We start from the raw sequence: 17,822 nt of genomic DNA on the forward strand, positions 1-17,822 counted from the left end.
GTGTCGCGCCGGGCATCCTCCGGGATGTGATCGCCCACTTCGGACCCCGGTGCGCAACAGAGGTCTTCGACTCCACGGTCTTGACTCGAGCGGATCTTCGCTCCGCGGGGCTGAGGGGGCGCGAGCTGACCGCCCTGGTGCGGAGCGGGCGGCTTCTGCGACTGCGCCGGGACCGATACGCCCGCCCGGATGTGGATCCTGTCGTCGCGGAGGCCGTGCGCATCGGAGGTCGCGTCACCTGCGTCTCCCTTCTTCAGCTGCTCGGGGTGTTCGTGCTCGCGGCTCACGGTGTGCACGTTCAGGTCGATCCCCATAGCTCGCGGTTGGGGCGTCGAGACGCGGAGGCTCACAGGGTGCACTGGGCAGAGGACGGCGCAGCGAGTGCGCTGCACGTCACGTCCCTGGATACGGCCGTACGCCATGCCGTCCGATGCCAGTCGCCTCGGGCGTCGGTGGCCACCCTGGACAGCCTCCTCCATCAGCGCCTCATCACGATGGACGAACTGCGCGCGATCTTCGCTCGGCTGCCGCAGCGGTTCGGCTCGGTGCTCGCCCTGGCCGACGCGTCATCCGAGTCGGGGCCGGAGACGTTCGTGCGGCTCCTCCTCCGGTCGCTCGGTGCCTCATTCGAGACACAGGTCCACATCCCCGGCGTGGGTCGAGTCGACTTCGTCGTCGATGGATGGCTGATCGTCGAGTGCGACAGCCGCGCCTTTCACGAGGGATGGGCGAAGCAGCAGCGGGATCGTGCGCGGGACATGGCGGCTGCTCGTCTCGGCTATGTCACGATCCGGCCGCTCGCAGCTGACATCCTCTCCGACCCCGCAGGCACGCGAGAGGCGCTGCGGGAGGTTCTGGAGGCGCTCGGCCCCCGGCTCGTCGGCGCTCGCCGTTCACAACTCAGGAGAAAGGGCAGCCGCAGCCTGCCTCAGCCGCCGAACCGTCCCAACGCGCCGCGATCTCCTGAGTTATGAACGGCCTACGGACCCAAGGGGCGCGGTGAGCGATGCGAAGGGCTAGGTGCGGGCGGCGAAGGCCTCGATGAGGCGGGCGGCGGGCTCGGAGTCGCTGATGAGGGTGCCGTGGCCGTGGTCGGGGATGACGGCCAGTTCCGCGCCGGGGATCGCATCCAGGATCACCTGGCACCAGCTCATCGGGGCCAGCGGGTCGTCCTCGCCGCGCAGCACCAGGACCGGGCAGGCGATGCGGACGAAGGCCTTCTCCGGCTGGTGGACGATGGTCGCGCGCATCTTGCGGATGAGGTGCGGGCCACCGCGGAGGTACTCGCGGGCGCCGCGCCAGATCACGAGCGGCCGTTCCCCCACGAGATCCTGGAGCAGGTATCGGGCCTGCGCGCCGACGTTCCTGGCCGCCTTGTCGACGGTGGGTCCCGCCAGCACGACGCCGGCGACGAGCTCGGGATGCCGGGCGGCGAGCTCCGCGGCGATCTGACTCCCCATCGAGTGCCCGATCACCACGACCGGATCCGCGTCGACGTGACGGAGATACGCGGCCACGAGGTCGGCGTGCCGCTGCATGGTCAGCGTGCGCGTGGGCTCCGGGGCCTCGCCGAAGCCGGGGAGGTCGAGCGCGATCACCCGCCCCTGCAGCCGCTGGGTGAGGTCGAGGTAGACGCTGCGCCCCATGCCGATGCCGTGCAGAAGGAGGTAGGTGGGCGGTCCGTCGCCGAAGGTCTCGGCGATCAGGGTCGCTCCGGCGTGCTCGAACTCGAGGAGGGTGGCCGGCGTCCCCTTCGGGGCGAGGTAGCTGGTGGGCACCTGTCCACGCTAGCCGAGCACCCTCCACGCGCCTCTCAGCCGGCGGGGGTGAGCGTCAGGGTGTCGACCGCGGCCGCCTTCACGGCCTTCGGAGTGAACGCCCAGGGCCGCTGCACTCCCGTGGACCAGTCCTTCGTCTGATCGACGTAGTGTTCGTGGAACGCGTGACCGGAAGCGCCGGTGAGATGGATCCAGGTCGAGTCGTCGAAGTCCGCGAGGTCGACGACCATGCGCATGGACGGGACGGTCGTGGTCGCATACGAGACGCCCAGCTGCCATCCCGTCGCATCGACCACCGACGCACCGCCCCCGACGGGGTAGGGACCACGGTTGAACAGGGCCTCGATGGGCGCGATGCCGGACGACCCGAACGTGTCGCTGGTGAGGGTCAGGGCGTGCAGGCCGCCCCAGTTCCACCGGGCGACATCCGTGCCCTGGAGCCCGGACAGCTCGTCGTACGCCTCCTCGGCCGACAGCGCGAGCATGGCGTCTCGTCCCTCGACGTCGAGGCCGGGGTTGCTCCACAGCGGGTCCTCGGGATCATCGAGCATCGCCCCGACCACGGTGAACAGGCGGCCCTGGCCGTCGATGGGCAGGGGCTGCTCCCGCTCCACGAAGATGTTCTGCACCAGGTTCGACCACAGCACGTTCGCGTACGCGGCCCCGGCCGAGGAGGCGCTGTTCTGCGCGTCCCAGCCCCGGAGCAGCTCGACGGCCTGCTGCGGCCCCTCGCCCTCGACCTCGATGTCCCCCATCGCGGCGGCGAGCTGTTTGCCGATCCACATCTCGCCGTCCATCTGGATCTCGCGCATGTCGTCGGCCGTCAGCGGCCCGGCGGCGGCTCGGCGCTCGATGAGGTGGGCGATGCGGGCGGCGCGGTAGCCCTGGTCCCAGTCCCGGGAGAGGAAGTGCTCGTAGTCGTCGGTGACGATGGCGTTGTTGGCGGTGACGATGTACCCGGAGCTCGGGTTGTACGACACGGGCAGCTCCTCGAACGGGATGTAGCCGGTCCAGTCGTAGCTGCTGTCCCAGCCGGGCTGCGGCATCCAGCCGTCGCCGGCCCCGCGGATCGGCAGGCGGCCGGGGGTCTGGTACCCGATGTTGCCGTCGACGTCGGCGTAGATGAGGTTCTGCGCCGGGACGTCGAACAGGGAGGCTGCGCGGCGGAAGTCCTCGAAGTCTTGAGCGGTCGACAGCGCGAAGATCGCGGTCGCGGTGGTGCCGGGGTCGAGCGCCGTCCACCGCAGGCTCACGGCGTACTCGGCATCGTCGGACCCCGGGGCATCCGGCACGGTGCCCTCGGCGGTGAGTCCGGGGGTCGGGTCGTCCGCGATCGCCGTGAAGTCGTCCGTGAGGCCGGAGATGATCGGTCCGTGCACGGTGGACCGGATGGTGAGCTCAATGTCTTCGCCGCCGGCGACCTCGATGGTCTCCGTGCTCTCCTCCAGCGGCACGAGCTCGCCGTCCCGCCAGTAGGAATCGCCCTCGATGCGCTCGACGTACAGGTCGGTGACATCGGTGGTGAGGTTCGTGAAGCCCCACGCCACGCGCTGGTTGTGGCCGATGACGATGCCGGGGAGGCCGGAGAACGAGAACCCGCCCACGTTGAACGGGCAGTCGTCGTCCACCGTCGAGCACGTGAGCTGCACCTGGTACCAGACCGAGGGGAGGGAGGCGCCGAGGTGCGGGTCGTTGGCGAGCAGCGGCATGCCGGATTCGGTGAGGTCGCCGGAGACCACCCAGGAGTTGGAGCCGATGCCCTCGCCGACGTCGCCCACGAGCGCGCTCGCCGCTTCGATGACGGACGACGTCTCCTTCCACTCCACCGTGGTGAGAGCCTGCTGCGCCTCCCCGTCGTCCTCGGGCACGGTGAACGCCGCGGGCTCGGCGCCGGGCTCCAATGGCGGGACGGTGGAGATGGTGGGCACGATCACCGGGTTCCGGTCGAAGGGGTAGTCCGGGTAGAGCGTGCCGAGAAGTCCGTCCACGTCGGCCTCCGGATCCTCGGCGAGCTGCCCCGCGAGGAGCGCGCGCTCGGTCTCGTCCTCGACGTTGGTGCGGAGGTCCCAGGCCATCGCCTTCAGCCACGCCACCGAATCCGCGGGTTCCCACGGCTCCGGCTCGTAGTCGGGGTTCTGCAGCCCGAGCACCGCGTACTCGAGAGACAGCTCCGCTCCCGAGCGGGAGGACAGGTAGGCGTTGACGCCGTCCGCGTAGGCCTCGTAGTAGCCGCGGGTGACGTCGTCCATCGCCTCGACCTCGGCCTCTGCGGTGGTGCGCCAGCCCAGCGTGCGCAGGAAGGCGTCGGTACCGGCCTGGGAGGCGCCGAACAGCTCGGCGACCCGGCCGGAGGTGACGTGGCGGCGGAAGTCCATCTCGAAGAACCGGTCCTGCGCGTGCACGAAACCCTCGGCGAAGAAGAGGTCGTCGGAGGAGTCGGCGGTGATCGTGGGCACGCCGCTGGCGTCGCGCTGCACGGTGACGTCCGCCTTCAGCCCTGCGAGCGCGGTCGAGCCGGAGGTCTGCGGGAAGGAGCGCTGGATGGTCCAGGTCACGAAGAACGCGCCTGCGACGGCCACCACCACCAGCGCGGCGATCACGACGAACGCGATGCGTCCGATGCGGGCGCCCAGAGAAGGACGCGGGGAATCAGCGGACGCCGTCGAATCGGTCATCATCGTCGAGAACTCTTTCGGGTAGCCAGGTGGGACTCAGTCCCACCGAGCCCCAGTGCGCGTTTCACGGGTGCGCGCTCTCGCATCATAGCCGCCCCGCGCTCGCCGCGGGACGGTCCGCGGCGAGCGGAGGGCTCAGCCGATGAGGCTGGGCTGCAGATCGCGGAGCGTCCGGCGGTGCGTCATCCGGGTCACCCCGATCATCGCCAGCAGCAGCGCCCCGAGGAGCCACGCGCCGAGCACCGCCAGGTCCCAGCCTGCGCGGGCGTAGTCCCCGCCGTACATGAGCTGTCGCATCGCGTCGACGACGTAGCCGAGAGGCAGCACATGGTGCAGCGCGGCCAGGGGCGCGGGCAGCGTCTGCCAGGGGAATGTGCCACCCGCTGTGACGAGCTGCAGCACCATGAGCACGAGGCCGAGGAACTGCCCCACGGAGCCGAGCCAGACGTTGAGGGCGAGGATGATCGCGGCGAACGTGGCCGAGGCGAACATCATCACTCCGAGCGTGCCGAGCGGATGGTCGAACGTGAAGCCGAGCGTCAGCGCCAGGATGCCCATCAACCCGAGCATCTGCACGGCACCGAGCATCGCCGGGGTCAGCCAGCCCGCCAGCGTGATCCGGATCGGGGAGTGCAGCGCCGTGACGGCGCGACGGGAGATCGGCTTCACGATGAGGAACAGCGCATAGATGCCGATCCACGCGGAGAGGGCGGCGAAGAACGGGGCGAGGCCCGCGCCGTAGTCTTCGGCGGAGGCGACCTTGTCGCTGGACACCTTCACCGGGTCCGCGATCGTGTCGGCTTGCAGGGAGCGCAGGTCGGGCGTGGAGGCGGGGATCGCCTGCACGCCGTCGGCGAGCCCGTCGCGGAGCTCCGCGGTCCCGGAGGACAGCGTCTGCAGGCCGTCGCGCAGTTGGGCGGCGCCTGAGTTCGCCGCAGCCGCTCCCGTCGCGAGGGTGCCGGCGCCCCCGGCGAGCTCGCTCGCCCCCGACGCCAGGGACGCAGACCCGGCGGCGAGCTGGTCGACCTTCCCGACGGCGTCCTGCACCTGGGCGTTGCCCTCTTCGATCCGGGTACCGAGAGGATCCAGGCGGGCGAGCACCGCATCGATCTCCTCGGGCGCGAGTCCCTGCTCGGTGAGGACGTCGGTGATGTCCGCGCGCACCTGCGGCAGCGCATTCGTCGCTTCCTGCACCGCGGCTCCGGCCCGATCGGCGACGTCGGCGAGTTGGCGGTTGCCCGCGCTCACCTGCTGGGCACCGTCGGCGAGCGTCTTGGCCCCGGAGGCGAGCTGCGCCGAGCCGTCGGCGAGCTTCGCGGTGCCCTCGGCGAGCGTCGTGCTCCCGGAGGCGGCGCTGCGTGCGCCGTCGACGAGCTGTGTGGCGCCGTCTGTCGCGGAGATCAGATTGTCGCGCACGTCGCTGAGGCCCGTCAGCAGTCGCTCCGCGGCCTCGCTGCCGACCATCTCGGCGACGGAGCTGCGGATCTTCTCGACGGCCTGCGATCCCATCGACGAGGCGAGGTAGTTGTTCGCGTCGTTGGTCTCCAGCTCGATCCTGGCCTGATGCGGATCGTCGCCCGCGGCGGAGGTGAGGGCGGCGGAGAAGTCCGAGGGGATCGTCACGGTGAAATCGACCGCGCCGTGGCGCAGCGCATCGGCGGCCTCGTCCTCGGTCATACGCTGCCAGTCGAAGGCGTTCCCCTCGATGAGGTTCTCCGCCACGTCCTCGCCGTAGTTGACGGTCTCATCGGTCGCCGGTTGCGTGCCGGTCGTCGGGGCGGGAGCGCCCTCGTCGTCGACCACGAGGGCCACGGGGACCTCGGAGAACTTCGCATACGGATCCTGGTTCGCCCAGAGGTAGAGGCCCCCGTAGAGGATCGGCACGCAGATCAGCGCCACCAGGGCGAGGATGCCCATCCGGCTCGCGGTCAGGCGGCGGAGCTCGGCGGCGATCATGGCGGGAACCTTCATCGCGCTTCTCCTTCCTCGTCGGTCGTGGGTTCCTCGTCGGTCGTGGGTTCGCTCTCCTCAGGGTCGTCGGTCGGTTCCGGACGCTCGAGCACCAGGGGCTCGATCGGTCCGGACGCGTTGATCGCATCGAACTCGTGCATACGCTCGAGGGCGACGGCGGCGGAACCGCCGACGATCACGAGCATCGCGTACCCGCGGTCCGCGAACTCGGCGGCGATGCGCCACCATCCGTCCGGGCTGCCGCCGTGACGATCCGGGGCGACGAGGACGATGCCCTCGACGCCTTCGCGGAGCACGGCGAGCTCGCACAGGATGCGCACGCGGGCGGCAGGGTCGACCGAGCCGATGGGGACGGAGGCGAGCTCCTGGTATCCGACCCGCGCGAGCCAGCGGCGGGCGTGGAGCGGGGTCGCGCCGCGTCCGGCGAACATCAGCTCCTCGCCGACCACCCCGGCGAGGGTGATGTCCGGGTGCGGGTCGCTGACGTCCGGGGCGTCCACGAGGGCGACGCGGCGGCGCAGCTCCTTCGGGTTCGCCGCCGCGTCGATCGTGACGCGGCCCGTGTCGGGGCGCATCCGCCCGCTCGCGATGAGGCCGAGCACGGTCGGCCGCTGCTCGGTCTCCGCGAGCGCATAGCGGACGGCGCCGGAGTGGAACTCGAGACTCATGGACGGAAGCGCCTGGCCGGCGCGGCCCTTGCTGACGTCGTGCAGTGTGATCCTCATGCGCGGACCTCCTCGTGGTCGGCGGCGATGTTCGGGTGGGCGCTCAGCAGTTCGTCCGCCTCGCGCCAGGAGAGTCCGGCGATGCTGAGCACGGCCCGGACCGCGAGGTCCTCGGCGCCGCTGCTCTGCACGTCGGTGCGGGAGACCACGGTGCGCGCCATCTCCTCGATCAGCCGGGCGAGGGTGGGGCCGGCGAGGTCCGTCCGGAAGCTGCCGTCCTGCTGCCCCCTCCGCACGAGGGCGGCGACACTCCGGCGCAGCGGCGCGAGTGCCGCGGCGGTGTGCTCCACATGCGCCTCGTCGAGGGCGAGCGCAGCGGCGACCTGGATGTGCGCCGCCTCCTCCCAGAGCCGGGCGGCCAGTCGGGCCAGGGCCAGGCGGGCGTCCGGCTCGTCGATGGAGGCCGCGATGGCGTTGAAGCGCTGGGCGCCGCTGGAGACGAGTTCCCGGATCAGAGCGTCCCGATCCTCGAAGTGACCGTAGAGGGTGCGGCGGGACAGGCCCGCGGCCCGGGCTATCGCGTCGAGGGAGGCGTGCGGGTCGGTGGCGAGGGCGCTGCGGGCCGCGGACAGGATGCCGGCGCGGTTCTCCGCGGCGTCGCGACGAAGAGCGCGAGTGGTCATCCGTCCATGGTAATAACGTGCACAAGACTGTGCAAGATAATTCAGGAACCTCGCAGTCTGCTGCTCCCGCGGCCGGCCGTCGAGGCTCCTCCGGGGCGGACCGTGGTATGTTACGCGTCGCGCTTCGGCGCATTCTCAGAGGAGAGACCGGTCCGGACCGGGACTCCGGCGGGATCGGTCATGGAACGGCGGGGGGACGCCATGATCGAGAAGAAGAACGATGTGCCTGCCGGGAGCGAGGCACTGGCGGGGGGTCGGCACGGTGGTCTGCAGGGCAGGCTGACCGATGCGATCGTCTCGGGCGCGCTCGCTCCGGGGACACGGGTGGACGAGCGCGGGCTCGCGGCAGCCTTCGGTGCCGGGCCGGCAGAGGTCCTCCGGGCCCTGGACGGCCTTGCCGCCGCCGGCCTCATCGCGGTGCGCCGCGACGGCACGCGGTGGGTGACCGCGCTCGATGGAGACCGAGCGCGCGATGTGGTGGCCCTGTTCGGTGACGTCTGGATCGGCTCGGTCCGCCGCACGATGGCACTGCTCCGCACCGACGACCTCGCGTATCTGGACGAGCTCGTCGACGATGTGGCGCTGGCGGTGCGGTGGCGCGACGGCTCGGCCTTCGGTGGCGGCCTGCGCGCTCTCGCCGTCGCTTTCGCCCGGATCGAGGGCAACACGGAGCGGGCTGAGCTGGTCGGGAGTCTGGGGACGCTTCTCGAGTGCGTCGCCCGTCGTGCCGGGAGCGTCTTCGACTGGACGGATGTGCGTACGTCGGTCGCCCGGATCGCCGTCGTGCTCTCCGAACGCGACGCCACGGCGATGCGCGTCGCCCTCATGGACCTGTTCGACGACGTGCTGCCGGGAATCGTGGACCGCGCGGTGACGCCGGCGCGTCCGCTCGCCGCGGCGTCCTGATCGCCGGACGCGGGGGGCGCCCGGTGACCGGGAGCCCGCCCCGCGTGCTCAGTCGGTACCGGAGTCGAAGGCCGCGCGCTCGGAAGCGGTGTCGACGGCGTCCGCGAGGTTCTCGTCGGCCTCCGAGATCGAGCCGTGCACCGACTCGGTGATCTCGGCGGACTCGCCGGCGGTCACCCGGCCGACGAGCTCACCCGTCGCGCCGCCGACGAGGCCGAGGCCCGCGTACTGCTCCAGGCGCGCGCGGGAGTCGGCGATGTCGAGGTTGCGCATGGTGAGCTGACCGATCCGGTCCACCGGGCCGAAGGCGGCGTCGCCGACGCGCTCCATCGACAGCTTCTCCGGCCCATATGACAGGTTCGGGGAGACCGTGTCGAGGATCGTCCAGTCGTCGCCGCGGCGCAGACGGATCGTCACGGTGCCCGAGATCGTCGAGCCGACCCAGCGCTGGATGGACTCGCGGAGCATGAGCGACTGCGGCTCGAGCCAGCGGCCCTCGTACATGAGGCGGCCGAGGCGGCGACCCTGCTCGTGGTACGTGGAGAGGGTGTCCTCGTTGAGGATGCCGTTGACGAGGCGCTCATACGCGATGAAGAGCAGCGCCATGGCCGGAGCCTCGTAGATGCCGCGCGACTTCGCCTCGATGATGCGGTTCTCGATCTGGTCGCTCATGCCGAGGCCGTGGCGCCCGCCGATCGCGTTCGCCTCCTGCACCAGGGCCACCGGGTCGCTGAACTCGACGCCGTTGATCGCGACCGGACGGCCGCCCTCGAACGTCACCGAGACGTCCTCGGTCTCGATGGCGACGGACGGGTCCCAGAACTTCACGCCCATGATCGGGTCGACGGTCTCCAGCGAGACGTCGAGGTGCTCGAGCGTCTTCGCCTCGTGGGTCGCGCCCCAGATGTTCGCGTCCGTCGAGTACGCCTTCTCGGCCGAGTCACGGTAGGGGAAGCCGTGCGCGACGAGCCACTCGCTCATCTCCTGGCGACCACCGAGCTCCGTGACGAAGTCCGCGTCGAGCCAGGGCTTGTAGATGCGCAGGCGGGGGTTGGCGAGCAGACCGTAGCGGTAGAACCGCTCGATGTCGTTGCCCTTGTAGGTCGAGCCGTCGCCCCAGATGTCGACGCCGTCCTCCTTCATGGCGCGCACGAGCAGCGTCCCGGTGACCGCGCGGCCGAGCGGCGTGGTGTTGAAGTAGGTCTTGCCGCCGGAGCGGATGTGGAAGGCGCCGCAGGAGAGCGCGACGAAGCCCTCCTCGACCAGCGCCGTCTTGCAGTCGATGAGGCGCGAGGCCTCGGCGCCGTACTCGAGCGCGCGTCCAGGGATCGACGCGATGTCGTCTTCGTCGTACTGCCCAAGGTCGCCGGTGTAGGTGAAGGGCACAGCGCCCTTGTCGCGCATCCAGGCGACGGCGACGGAGGTGTCGAGTCCTCCGGAGAAGGCGATGCCGACGCGCTCGCCGACGGGCAGGGACTGGAGGACCTTGGACATGGCTCCCAGTCTATCGGCGGCGGCGTGTCGTCCCGTCTCGCCTCAGACGAGCCGCGTCATGACGCCCAGTGCCGCATAGGTGCCCAGCGCGCGGCGATCGCACGTGACGAGCGGGACGCCGGCATCCCGTGCGGCGAGGCCGACGAGGCCGTCATAGACCGCCCCGCCGGAGATCCCCGCATCGGCGAGAACATCGACGGCGGTGAGCGCGGTGTGCTCCGAGAGTGACACCGAACGGGGAAAGGCGGTGCGGATGGCGAGCGCGGCGGCCGACGGGGTCAGTCGATCGGGGGGTGGCAGGCGGGTCAGGACGGAGTACGTCTCTGCCGAGGCGTGTCCGGCGAGGCCGAGGGTCGCACCGGCGCAGAAGGTCTGCACCGCGCCGTGCGCCGTGTGGTCTTCCACGAGAAGAGCGACCGCCGCACTTGTGTCGAGGACGAAGTCAGCGCTGGTCGGCAAGGCGGAGCTCGCGAACGTCATCGGGCGTGAGGGTGGAGCCGGAAGAGCGGACGACGAGGCGGCCGTCTTTCTCGACGAGGTTGTCGGGGGCCTCGATCTCGATCCGGATGCCGTTGCCGTCGAGGACGAGGTCCACCGGGCCGGGAACCAATCCGACACGCTCGCGGAGTGTGGCAGGGATCACGATTCGACCTGCCTTGTCCATGGTTGCCTTCATGCCGAGAGAATACCATTCGGATGGTCGGCACGAGCGTCGGCTGCGTGAAGTGAGAGAGTGGGCGCACGGGAGGTCGGACATGGGTGGAGCGATTCTGTGGGGAGCCGTCGCGGCGGCTCCGCTGTTCGTTGGCGCGGTGCTCGCGATGCTGCGCACCTGGCCGCCGCGGTGGCTGGGCATCGTCCTGGGGTTCGGCGCCGGAGCGCTGATGGCCTCGATCGCGTTCGAACTCTGGGAGGAGGGGCTCGACCGCGGCGGTCCTCTCCCGCTCGTCACCGGCGTCGCCCTCGGAGCCCTCAGCTACTACATCGCCGCCCGCATCCTCGACGCCAGGGCCGCGAGGAAGAAGGGCGAGGCCGGGGGAGGTCAGCTCGCGGTGGGGGCCCTCCTCGACGGGATCCCGGAACAGCTCGTCCTCGGCATCGGTCTCGCCTCGGGGGAGCCGGTGAGCATCGCGCTCGTCGTCGCCATCCTCGTCTCGAACCTCCCGGAGTCCATCGGCTCCGCCGCCGACCTGCTCGACGGTGGCATGCGACGGAGCAGGGTGCTGCTGCTGTGGGCCGGAGTCGCCGTACTGTGCGCGGCGGCCACCGTCGCCGGCTTCGCGCTGGCCAGCGTGACCGGCGAGGTCTTCCGCTCCGGGGCGAGCGGTTTCGCCGCGGGCGCCCTGCTCGTCATGCTGGTGGACTCGATGGTCCCGGAGGCGCAGTCGAAGGCGAAGGAGTCCACGGGGCTGGCGACCGTCCTCGGATTCGCGCTCGCCGCCGGTCTCGCCTTCGCGTCCTGAACGGATCGGCGGCTGGGCCGGCTCAGAGGCCGCTGTTGCGGGCGTCGCGACGGACGCTGCGCCCCGTGATGCGCTCGATGCGGAACGACAGCGGGAGATCCCGGTCTTCTCCGGCCCACGGATGCACCCGCGCCGACGCCGCGGCCGCGTGCTCCTCGGGTACCTGCGACAGGACACCGTGCATCAGCACGCTCCAGCCCAGGCCGCCGATCGGATCGTGGTAGTCGACCTCGAACGCGACCTCGGCCGACTCGCGGGAGAGGGCCGCCAGGTGGCCGTCCGGTGACGTGCGCAGGAGCAGCTCGTGCCCCGAGACGACGAAGTTCACCGGATGGATCTGCACCAGGCCCTCGTCGACGAATCCGATGCGGCCCACCGTGGTGGTCGCCAGCAACTCGTACGACTGCTGCTCGTCGAGTTCGTTGATCATGCGGACACTCCCTCCCCGTGTGCCGCCAGTGTAGCCACGGCGCCGCAGATCATCGAGGGCACCGGATCGGAATCACCCGGTGAGGTGTCAGGACGACCATGCCTCCAGCTCGACGGTGAGCTCGTCCCGTCATCCTCGCGCCGGGCGGGTGGTCACTCGAAGCCGGGGTAGTCCTGCAGTCGTTCCTCGAACTCCGCGCGGTCGGCCTCGCTCAGCACCTTGCCGGCGATGACCACGAGCTGGAGCCCCTCGACCGGCTCGCCGGTGCGTGCACTCTGCGCCTCCCGCGAGGTGCGGAAGCCGCCGTCGGCATCGTTCGACAGATCATAGATGTTGGCGTAGAAGCGCAAGGGGTCGGGGTAGTTCTCCGTGTAGTACTCCCATGTCGTCTGCATCTGCGGGTCGTCGCTGCCGTAGAGCTTGGCGATCATGGACGGGTCGATGCCGGAGTTCGCGGGGTCGTTGAACGAGTAAAGATTCCACAGGCCGTGGGCTGCCACGACCTCGTCGATCGCGGCCATCACCTCGAGCTTGCGCGCATAGCCCTGCACGGGCTGCTCGGTCGCCCAGGCCGCGGTCGTGTACTCGGACAGCATCGACTCCCCGCCGTAGCCGTTGCGCTCCGGCCGGAGGTCCTCGTCGCCCACCTGAACCCACGTGAACCCGAAGTCGGCGGAGAGCCGCTCCCGGATGTCGGTGAAGAGAGCGTCGGCCTCGGCGCGCACCTCCTCCAGGGACTGCTGGGTGAGCGCCTCCTGCGGGGCCGTGCCCTTGATCCCCGGGTAGGCCTCCGCGTGTCGCTGTTCCGCGGTCTTCACGCCCTCGTAGTTGCCGGATGCCGAGGTGCGCAGCGCGCTGAGCCCCCCGACCGTCGCGACGTTGAACAGGACGGTCAGGACGAGGGCGACGATGCCCAGGCGGCGCCCGCCGGTGGTGAACAGCGCGGCGACGATCACGCCGAGCACCACGAGCTGCAGTGTGATCATCGTCACCCCGTACAGCAGGTCGGTGCCGCCGGCCACGAGCGTGCCGAACAGGATCAGGACGAAGAGGATGGCGGCCACCAGGGCGATCCAGCCGAGGGCGTTCGCCGCGGGCTTCTTCTCCTCGGTCGCCAGCAGGGAGGGGACGGGCGGCGTGGGACCGACCGGCTGCTGTCGCCGGGCGCCGCGGTACCCCCCGGGCGGCGGGACCGGCGGGGCGCCCTCGGTGCCGCCGACATAGCGGGCGCGCTGTCGCTCGCGATCGCTCACCACGGCTTGTCCGCTCCGGTGCCGCCGGGTTCGTCGCCCTGCTGCTGATCGCGTTCCTGCGTCCCCTGCTCGAGCTTGTCCTGGAGGTCCTGCAGCTTGTCCTCGGACGGCTGCGGCTCCTCCTGCTGCTCCTGCTGCTCCTGGGGCTGCTGTTGCTGCTCCTGTTGTTCTTGTTGCTTCTGCTTGAGGCGGTCCTCGGTGCTGTCGAGGGTGTCCGTCATGTCGCGCTCGGGATCGGGAGACTGCTGCTGCGCCTCCTCGCTGTGGCACTCCTCCGGAGTCTCGACGGTGATCGTCAGCGCCTCGCCGTAGAGAGCCGTCGCGGCGGCGCCGTCTCCCTCGGCCCTGGCGGCATCGCCCATCCGCTCGATGACGAGGGCGAGGTTGACCCGGACCGGGCAGACCTCGAGCCCGGTCGCGAGGTCGAGTGAGCGCTCCAGCTCCGCGCGGGCGGCAGGGAGCTCCTCGGCACCAGCCAGTGCGGTGCCGACGTTGTACGGCGCCTTGTACGGTTCGAACCAGTTCAGGACGTCCTGTCCGCGCGCCGAGGCCTCGGAGCCGGCGAAGTCGTCGATGACGTACGCGGTGATGGCCTGGTGGGCGAACGCGTACATGCTCAGCAGTTTGCCCACGAAGAGCAGCGCAGCGAGGGTGAGCGGGATCGTCCCGATCGCGACCCAGCGGCGGATGAGGCGCCGACGGCGGTTCGAGCGGAGGAGGGCTGCGGCGGCGTCGTCCTGCGCAGGCGTCACGACCCACCTCCTCCCCTGTCGTCGGCGTCTGAACATCCTATCCGCGACGATCGGGCGCGACGGGTACGGCGATACGAAGAACGCCGACCCCAACTGATCGAGGTCGGCGTCCGTCGCGTGTGCGGTCCGGTTACTGCGCAGCCGTGACGCGGAACGTGTCGAAGGCCACGCCGAGCGGGGCGGTCGCGCTCGCGGAGCGGCTGCCGCTCAGGCCCACGCCACCCGCCGGCAGCGGGGTGGTGTCGGTCGCTCGGAGCTGCCAGTCGGCGGGCTCCGCGGCATCGCTCGCCCAGAGCTTCGCGACGAGGGAGACCTTGTCCGTCCCCGTCACGGCCGCCCTGAGCGTGTAGGCGGTGCCCGGGGTGACCGTGACGCCGTTCAGTGCCCGGGTCGCGAGGACGGTGCCGTCGCGGTGGGCCACGAGCCAGACCGTGCCGTCCGGCCGGAGCCAGGCGCGGACGAGGTAGCGACCCGCGGAGGAGTCTCGGGCGATGACCCCGATGTAGGAGCCTCCTGTGCCCGACGGCTGATCGACGCGGAAGGTCGTCTCCAGCGCCGGGTTCGGCACCGACGGTGCGTTCAGCGTCGCGTGACGGGTGCCCCCTGCGGCCAGCTTCAGCTGTCCGGAGCCGTCGGCGACGCTGGCCGCGGCTGCGGACCCGCCGGCGATCTTCCACGCTCCGCCCGTGAGGGCTTCACCCCAGCCGGGACCGGCCGTGCGGTCGAACTCGTCGCTCGCGAGCGGCGCGGGTTCCGCCACCACGGCTTCCCGCGTGGTCGTGGCAGAGCCGCCGATGTCGTCCGTCACCGTGAGGGTGACGGTCCGCGTCCCGGCCGTCGCGTACGTGTGCGTCGCCGATGCTCCGTCACCGGTCGTGCCATCACCCCAGTCCCAGCGGTAGCTGCGGATGGTGCCGTCGGCGTCCGTCGATGCCGACGCGTCGGCCGACACCGTCAGCTCCGAGGCCGAGAGCGTGAACGCGGCCGTGGGCAGGGTGTTCGCCCCCTGCACGACGATCTGCTTCGTGACCGATCCCACGAGGTTCTGGCTGTCGGTGACCGTGAGCGTGACCGCGTACGTGCCGGGCTTCGCGTAGGCGTGCGACGGCGTCTTGCCCGTACCGGTCGTACCGTCGCCGAAGTCCCAGCGATAGTCCGAGATCGTGGTGGTCCCCGGCGGCACGGAGGTGCTCGCGTCGAACGCGACGTCGAGCCCGGTGACGGCTGCCGTGAAGGCGGCAACCGGAGCCGTGGAGCCCGTGCCGACGGCGTAGTGGGTCTTGACCTGTGCGGCGCTCAGTCCGTACGGGTAGACCGCGAACTCATCGACATTGCCGACGAGGTGGGCATCGCCGGCAAGGTTGGCAGGGGCGGCAAGAGTCTTGGTCGGCGCATTCGGCCAACCCTTCAGCCGGCCACCGCCAATCTTCCAGAACCCGGTGAAGTCCTGCGCTTTGGTGACGTTAGGGAGCTGGCCGTCGAGCTTCCCGTCGATGAAGAGCTTCATTCCCTCGGGGCTCACCGACGCCACGACATGATGCCAGCGGTTGTCGTTGTATGCCGTCGCGGTCGTGAGCACTTTGGTGCCGTCGTTGTAGACCCCGAAGTTCAGGCGGCCATCGTCTGACATGTAGACGGTTCGGTCGTAGTTCCTCGAGTAGAAGCCAGCGGCCGAACTCTCGAAGTCGAACAACACGCCGCCCGCGGTCGTCGAGGTCTTAAACCACATCTCGGCCGAGAACGATGACGGCGCCGCGGCTTTCGTGGTCGTGTCGACTCGTCCGGTCTCTGTCCCGTCGAGGGCTGTCGCCCCGGCCACGCCCTTCGGCACGCCTGATGACTGAGGCGTCGCTCCTGAGCGGAAGATGGGGTTGTTCGTACCTGCCACATCCTGCGCGACGGTTCCCAACGGGTAGTACAGCTGGGGTCCGTCAGCGAGCACGGCGTCGGAGTACGGAGGTGTCGAACCAGCCACCGTGACGGTCGCCGTCTTGCTCGTGACGGTGTTGCCGTTGCCGTCCGTGGCTGTGAACGTGTACCTCTGCTGCGAACCGGCCGGAGCCGTGTCTTCGAAGGTGATGGCGGGCAGGTTCCACCAGGTGGAGTCCGCCTTCGTGGTGAACAGCGGCGCGGTGGAGCCTTCGCGGCGCAGTTCATAGGTGAGCGTGAGGTCGTCCCGGTCCCAGTTGGACGGGATCGAGACCTTCACACGCCCGGGGGTGAGCGAAGTCGCTGTCGGCACCCACTTGTCGCCGGAGAGGCGGGGTCCGTCCTTCGGGCCGCCGGGAGGAGTCGTCGAGAATCGCACGAGTCCTTCGAACTGTCCGTTGTTGACCGAGCGGAACTCGCCGCCGATGGAGACCATGTTCCCGGTGCCGGTGATGGACAGTCCGGCCTGGCCCAGACCGGTGGTCGTGCCGACCGCCCAGTCGGGCGACCAGGCGTACGGCGACGGTGCCGGAGTGCCACCCCAGTCCTTGCGGCCCGGTGCCGTGGGCTGCGGAGCAAGCGTCCCCCTGGCATCGGCGGTGTAGGCCTCGGAGTACCGGTGGACGCGCGGACCCTGCTCCGGGTGGAGTCCCAGAGTTTCGCATGAATGCGTGTGGCTGGTCGTGTAGACGACCTTACCCGTGGAGTAGACGCCGTAATGGTCGCCGAGGCAGTCCGCGATCCAGCGCACCTTTCCGGTGCCGGCCTCGGCGGCGAAGGTGCCTTCCAGATTGCCCGTCGCCGCGTCGGCGTACCCCCAGCCGGTGCCGTACACACCGGTCGCGTCGGTGGCGAGACCGAAGGTTCCGGCCTTGCCGGCGTAGATGCCCGATCCCGCGCCGTTCTTGACCGTCTTAGCAAACTCCCACTCGGTGTTCAGCGCTCCGGTGGTCTTGTCGACGGAGGCGCTGCCGCGCATCTCGGTGTTGCCGTTGACCTGCGAGAAGCGCCCGCCGATGATCGTGTCCTCGCCTGCCGGATCCATGACCATGGCATCGACCTGGAGGTCGGTCTTCGGGGCCCAGGGCCGGAGCGCGCCGTTGGTGGTGTCGAACGCGGCCAGGTTCTTCCGCGGCGTGCCGTTGGCCTGGGTGAAGAGGCCGCCGGCATAGACGGTCGTCCCCGACGTCGCCAGCGCGTAGACGCCGGATCCGCCGATGGAGGGGACGAAGCCCGGGACGAGCTCGCCGGTCTTCGCGTCGATCGCGGCGATGTTCCAGCGGTCCTTGCCGTTGACCTTATTGAACGAGCCGCCGATGTAGATGCGAGAGCCGTCGGGCGAGGCGGCGACGGCCTTGATCACCCCGTTGACCTGCGGGGCGAACGGCAGCAGCGCACCGGTGTCGATGTTGTAGGCGAGCACGTTCGAGCGTGCCGTCAGTGCGGTGCCGGGGGCTGCCTTCGGCTCGCGGGCGTTGTCGAACTTGCCGACCGCGTACACGATGGACCCGATCGTCGTCTGCGCCCACACGTACCCGTTGTCGATCTGCACGGTCGGGATCGGATCGGACGTGACGACGTTCTCGTCCCGCTGCAACAGCGGAGGCAGCCCCCCCGGATCGTCGGCGGCCGCCGCCGCGGCGGCACCCCCACCGAGGGCGACCAGCCCGGCGGCTACCATCACCCCCGCGATGGCTCCGGCCACGCCCGTGCGCGCGCGCTTCCAGACAGCACTCTTCCCCATGTGTGTTCCCCAGTCATTCCATGGCCGACCCCACGTCGGCACGACATCGTCGGACGATCGACCGCGAGAGCTCCCCCAG

15 protein-coding genes are annotated in these 17,822 nt (G+C 70.3%); 3 read left to right on the plus strand and 12 right to left on the minus strand.

Annotated elements, in window-relative coordinates:
• Positions 1–452: 452 nt before the first annotated feature.
• Complete coding sequence (locus WFJ36_RS07095; protein ID WP_336642984.1) at positions 453–974, plus strand: endonuclease domain-containing protein; 522 nt, start codon at positions 453–455, stop codon at positions 972–974.
• 42 nt (positions 975–1,016) lie between these two features.
• On the opposite strand, the gene WFJ36_RS07100 is transcribed toward WFJ36_RS07095, so the two are convergent.
• From WFJ36_RS07100 to WFJ36_RS07120, 5 genes are all read right to left on the minus strand, one after another.
• Positions 1,017–1,778 (minus strand): alpha/beta fold hydrolase, encoded by a 762-nt coding sequence (locus WFJ36_RS07100; protein WP_071328005.1) that lies wholly within the window; start codon positions 1,776–1,778, stop codon positions 1,017–1,019.
• Positions 1,779–1,813: 35 nt separating this feature from the next.
• Entirely contained in the window at positions 1,814–4,453 is a 2,640-nt protein-coding gene (locus tag WFJ36_RS07105; RefSeq protein ID WP_442927848.1) for a penicillin acylase family protein, read from the minus strand.
• A gap of 135 nt (positions 4,454–4,588) precedes the next feature.
• Complete coding sequence (locus tag WFJ36_RS07110) at positions 4,589–6,424, minus strand: YhgE/Pip family protein (protein ID WP_336642986.1); 1,836 nt, start codon at positions 6,422–6,424, stop codon at positions 4,589–4,591.
• Entirely contained in the window at positions 6,421–7,149 is a 729-nt protein-coding gene (locus WFJ36_RS07115; protein ID WP_336642987.1) for a hypothetical protein, read from the minus strand. The genes WFJ36_RS07110 and WFJ36_RS07115 overlap by 4 nt, the downstream gene beginning before the upstream one ends.
• Positions 7,146–7,772: a TetR/AcrR family transcriptional regulator gene (locus WFJ36_RS07120; RefSeq protein WP_336642988.1), complete on the minus strand. Its 627-nt coding sequence runs from the start codon at positions 7,770–7,772 to the stop codon at positions 7,146–7,148. The genes WFJ36_RS07115 and WFJ36_RS07120 overlap by 4 nt, the downstream gene beginning before the upstream one ends.
• A 201-nt stretch (positions 7,773–7,973) precedes the next feature.
• On the opposite strand from WFJ36_RS07120, the gene WFJ36_RS07125 reads away from it, so the two are divergent.
• A complete protein-coding gene (locus tag WFJ36_RS07125) occupies positions 7,974–8,678 on the plus strand; it encodes a GntR family transcriptional regulator (RefSeq protein WP_336642989.1) in 705 nt (234 codons plus the stop codon).
• A gap of 48 nt (positions 8,679–8,726) precedes the next feature.
• Here the strand turns inward: WFJ36_RS07125 and argG are convergent, their stop codons facing one another.
• Genes argG through WFJ36_RS07140 form a run of 3 tightly spaced genes read right to left on the minus strand, consistent with a single transcriptional unit; the run spans position 8,727 to position 10,848 of the window.
• A complete protein-coding gene (gene argG, locus WFJ36_RS07130) occupies positions 8,727–10,172 on the minus strand; it encodes an argininosuccinate synthase (RefSeq protein WP_336642990.1) in 1,446 nt (481 codons plus the stop codon).
• A 42-nt stretch (positions 10,173–10,214) separates the two neighbouring features.
• Complete coding sequence (locus tag WFJ36_RS07135; RefSeq protein ID WP_292787658.1) at positions 10,215–10,652, minus strand: PIN domain-containing protein; 438 nt, start codon at positions 10,650–10,652, stop codon at positions 10,215–10,217.
• Complete coding sequence (locus WFJ36_RS07140; protein WP_256209370.1) at positions 10,615–10,848, minus strand: AbrB/MazE/SpoVT family DNA-binding domain-containing protein; 234 nt, start codon at positions 10,846–10,848, stop codon at positions 10,615–10,617. The genes WFJ36_RS07135 and WFJ36_RS07140 overlap by 38 nt, the downstream gene beginning before the upstream one ends.
• A 79-nt stretch (positions 10,849–10,927) precedes the next feature.
• On the opposite strand from WFJ36_RS07140, the gene WFJ36_RS07145 reads away from it, so the two are divergent.
• Positions 10,928–11,635 carry a ZIP family metal transporter gene (locus WFJ36_RS07145; RefSeq protein WP_336642991.1) on the plus strand — a complete coding sequence of 236 codons (708 nt, stop codon included), beginning with the start codon at positions 10,928–10,930 and terminating at the stop codon, positions 11,633–11,635.
• A 22-nt stretch (positions 11,636–11,657) separates the two neighbouring features.
• Here the strand turns inward: WFJ36_RS07145 and WFJ36_RS07150 are convergent, their stop codons facing one another.
• The 4 genes from WFJ36_RS07150 to WFJ36_RS07165 form a co-directional block, all read right to left on the minus strand.
• Positions 11,658–12,065, minus strand: coding sequence for a pyridoxamine 5'-phosphate oxidase family protein (locus tag WFJ36_RS07150; protein ID WP_336642992.1), 408 nt, complete (start codon positions 12,063–12,065; stop codon positions 11,658–11,660).
• Positions 12,066–12,217: 152 nt separating this feature from the next.
• Positions 12,218–13,318 carry a DUF4064 domain-containing protein gene (locus tag WFJ36_RS07155; protein ID WP_256209369.1) on the minus strand — a complete coding sequence of 367 codons (1,101 nt, stop codon included), beginning with the start codon at positions 13,316–13,318 and terminating at the stop codon, positions 12,218–12,220.
• On the minus strand, positions 13,315–14,070 hold the full coding sequence (locus WFJ36_RS07160) for a hypothetical protein (protein WP_336642993.1): 756 nt from the start codon (positions 14,068–14,070) through the stop codon (positions 13,315–13,317). Before WFJ36_RS07160 ends, WFJ36_RS07155 begins: the two co-directional genes overlap by 4 nt.
• A gap of 130 nt (positions 14,071–14,200) precedes the next feature.
• Positions 14,201–17,743, minus strand: a complete 3,543-nt coding sequence (locus WFJ36_RS07165; protein ID WP_336642994.1) for a PKD domain-containing protein — start codon at positions 17,741–17,743, stop codon at positions 14,201–14,203.
• Positions 17,744–17,822 lie beyond the last annotated feature (79 nt).

This window comes from Microbacterium sp. MMO-113 (assembly GCF_037148555.1).
GTDB lineage: Bacteria > Actinomycetota > Actinomycetes > Actinomycetales > Microbacteriaceae > Microbacterium.

Bases quoted from the DNA above. Each gene is read 5' to 3' on its own strand.
- WFJ36_RS07110 (WP_336642986.1), bottom strand. From the start codon at position 6,424: ATGAAGGTTCCCGCCATGATCGCCGCCGAGCTCCGCCGCCTGACCGCG.
- WFJ36_RS07135 (WP_292787658.1), bottom strand. From the start codon at position 10,652: ATGACGTTCGCGAGCTCCGCCTTGCCGACCAGCGCTGACTTCGTCCTC.
- WFJ36_RS07105 (WP_442927848.1), bottom strand. From the start codon at position 4,453: ATGACCGATTCGACGGCGTCCGCTGATTCCCCGCGTCCTTCTCTGGGC.
- WFJ36_RS07150 (WP_336642992.1), bottom strand. From the start codon at position 12,065: ATGATCAACGAACTCGACGAGCAGCAGTCGTACGAGTTGCTGGCGACC.
- WFJ36_RS07120 (WP_336642988.1), bottom strand. From the start codon at position 7,772: ATGACCACTCGCGCTCTTCGTCGCGACGCCGCGGAGAACCGCGCCGGC.
- WFJ36_RS07165 (WP_336642994.1), bottom strand. From the start codon at position 17,743: ATGGGGAAGAGTGCTGTCTGGAAGCGCGCGCGCACGGGCGTGGCCGGA.
- WFJ36_RS07115 (WP_336642987.1), bottom strand. From the start codon at position 7,149: ATGAGGATCACACTGCACGACGTCAGCAAGGGCCGCGCCGGCCAGGCG.
- WFJ36_RS07125 (WP_336642989.1), top strand. From the start codon at position 7,974: ATGATCGAGAAGAAGAACGATGTGCCTGCCGGGAGCGAGGCACTGGCG.
- WFJ36_RS07140 (WP_256209370.1), bottom strand. From the start codon at position 10,848: ATGAAGGCAACCATGGACAAGGCAGGTCGAATCGTGATCCCTGCCACA.
- argG (WP_336642990.1), bottom strand. From the start codon at position 10,172: ATGTCCAAGGTCCTCCAGTCCCTGCCCGTCGGCGAGCGCGTCGGCATC.
- WFJ36_RS07145 (WP_336642991.1), top strand. From the start codon at position 10,928: ATGGGTGGAGCGATTCTGTGGGGAGCCGTCGCGGCGGCTCCGCTGTTC.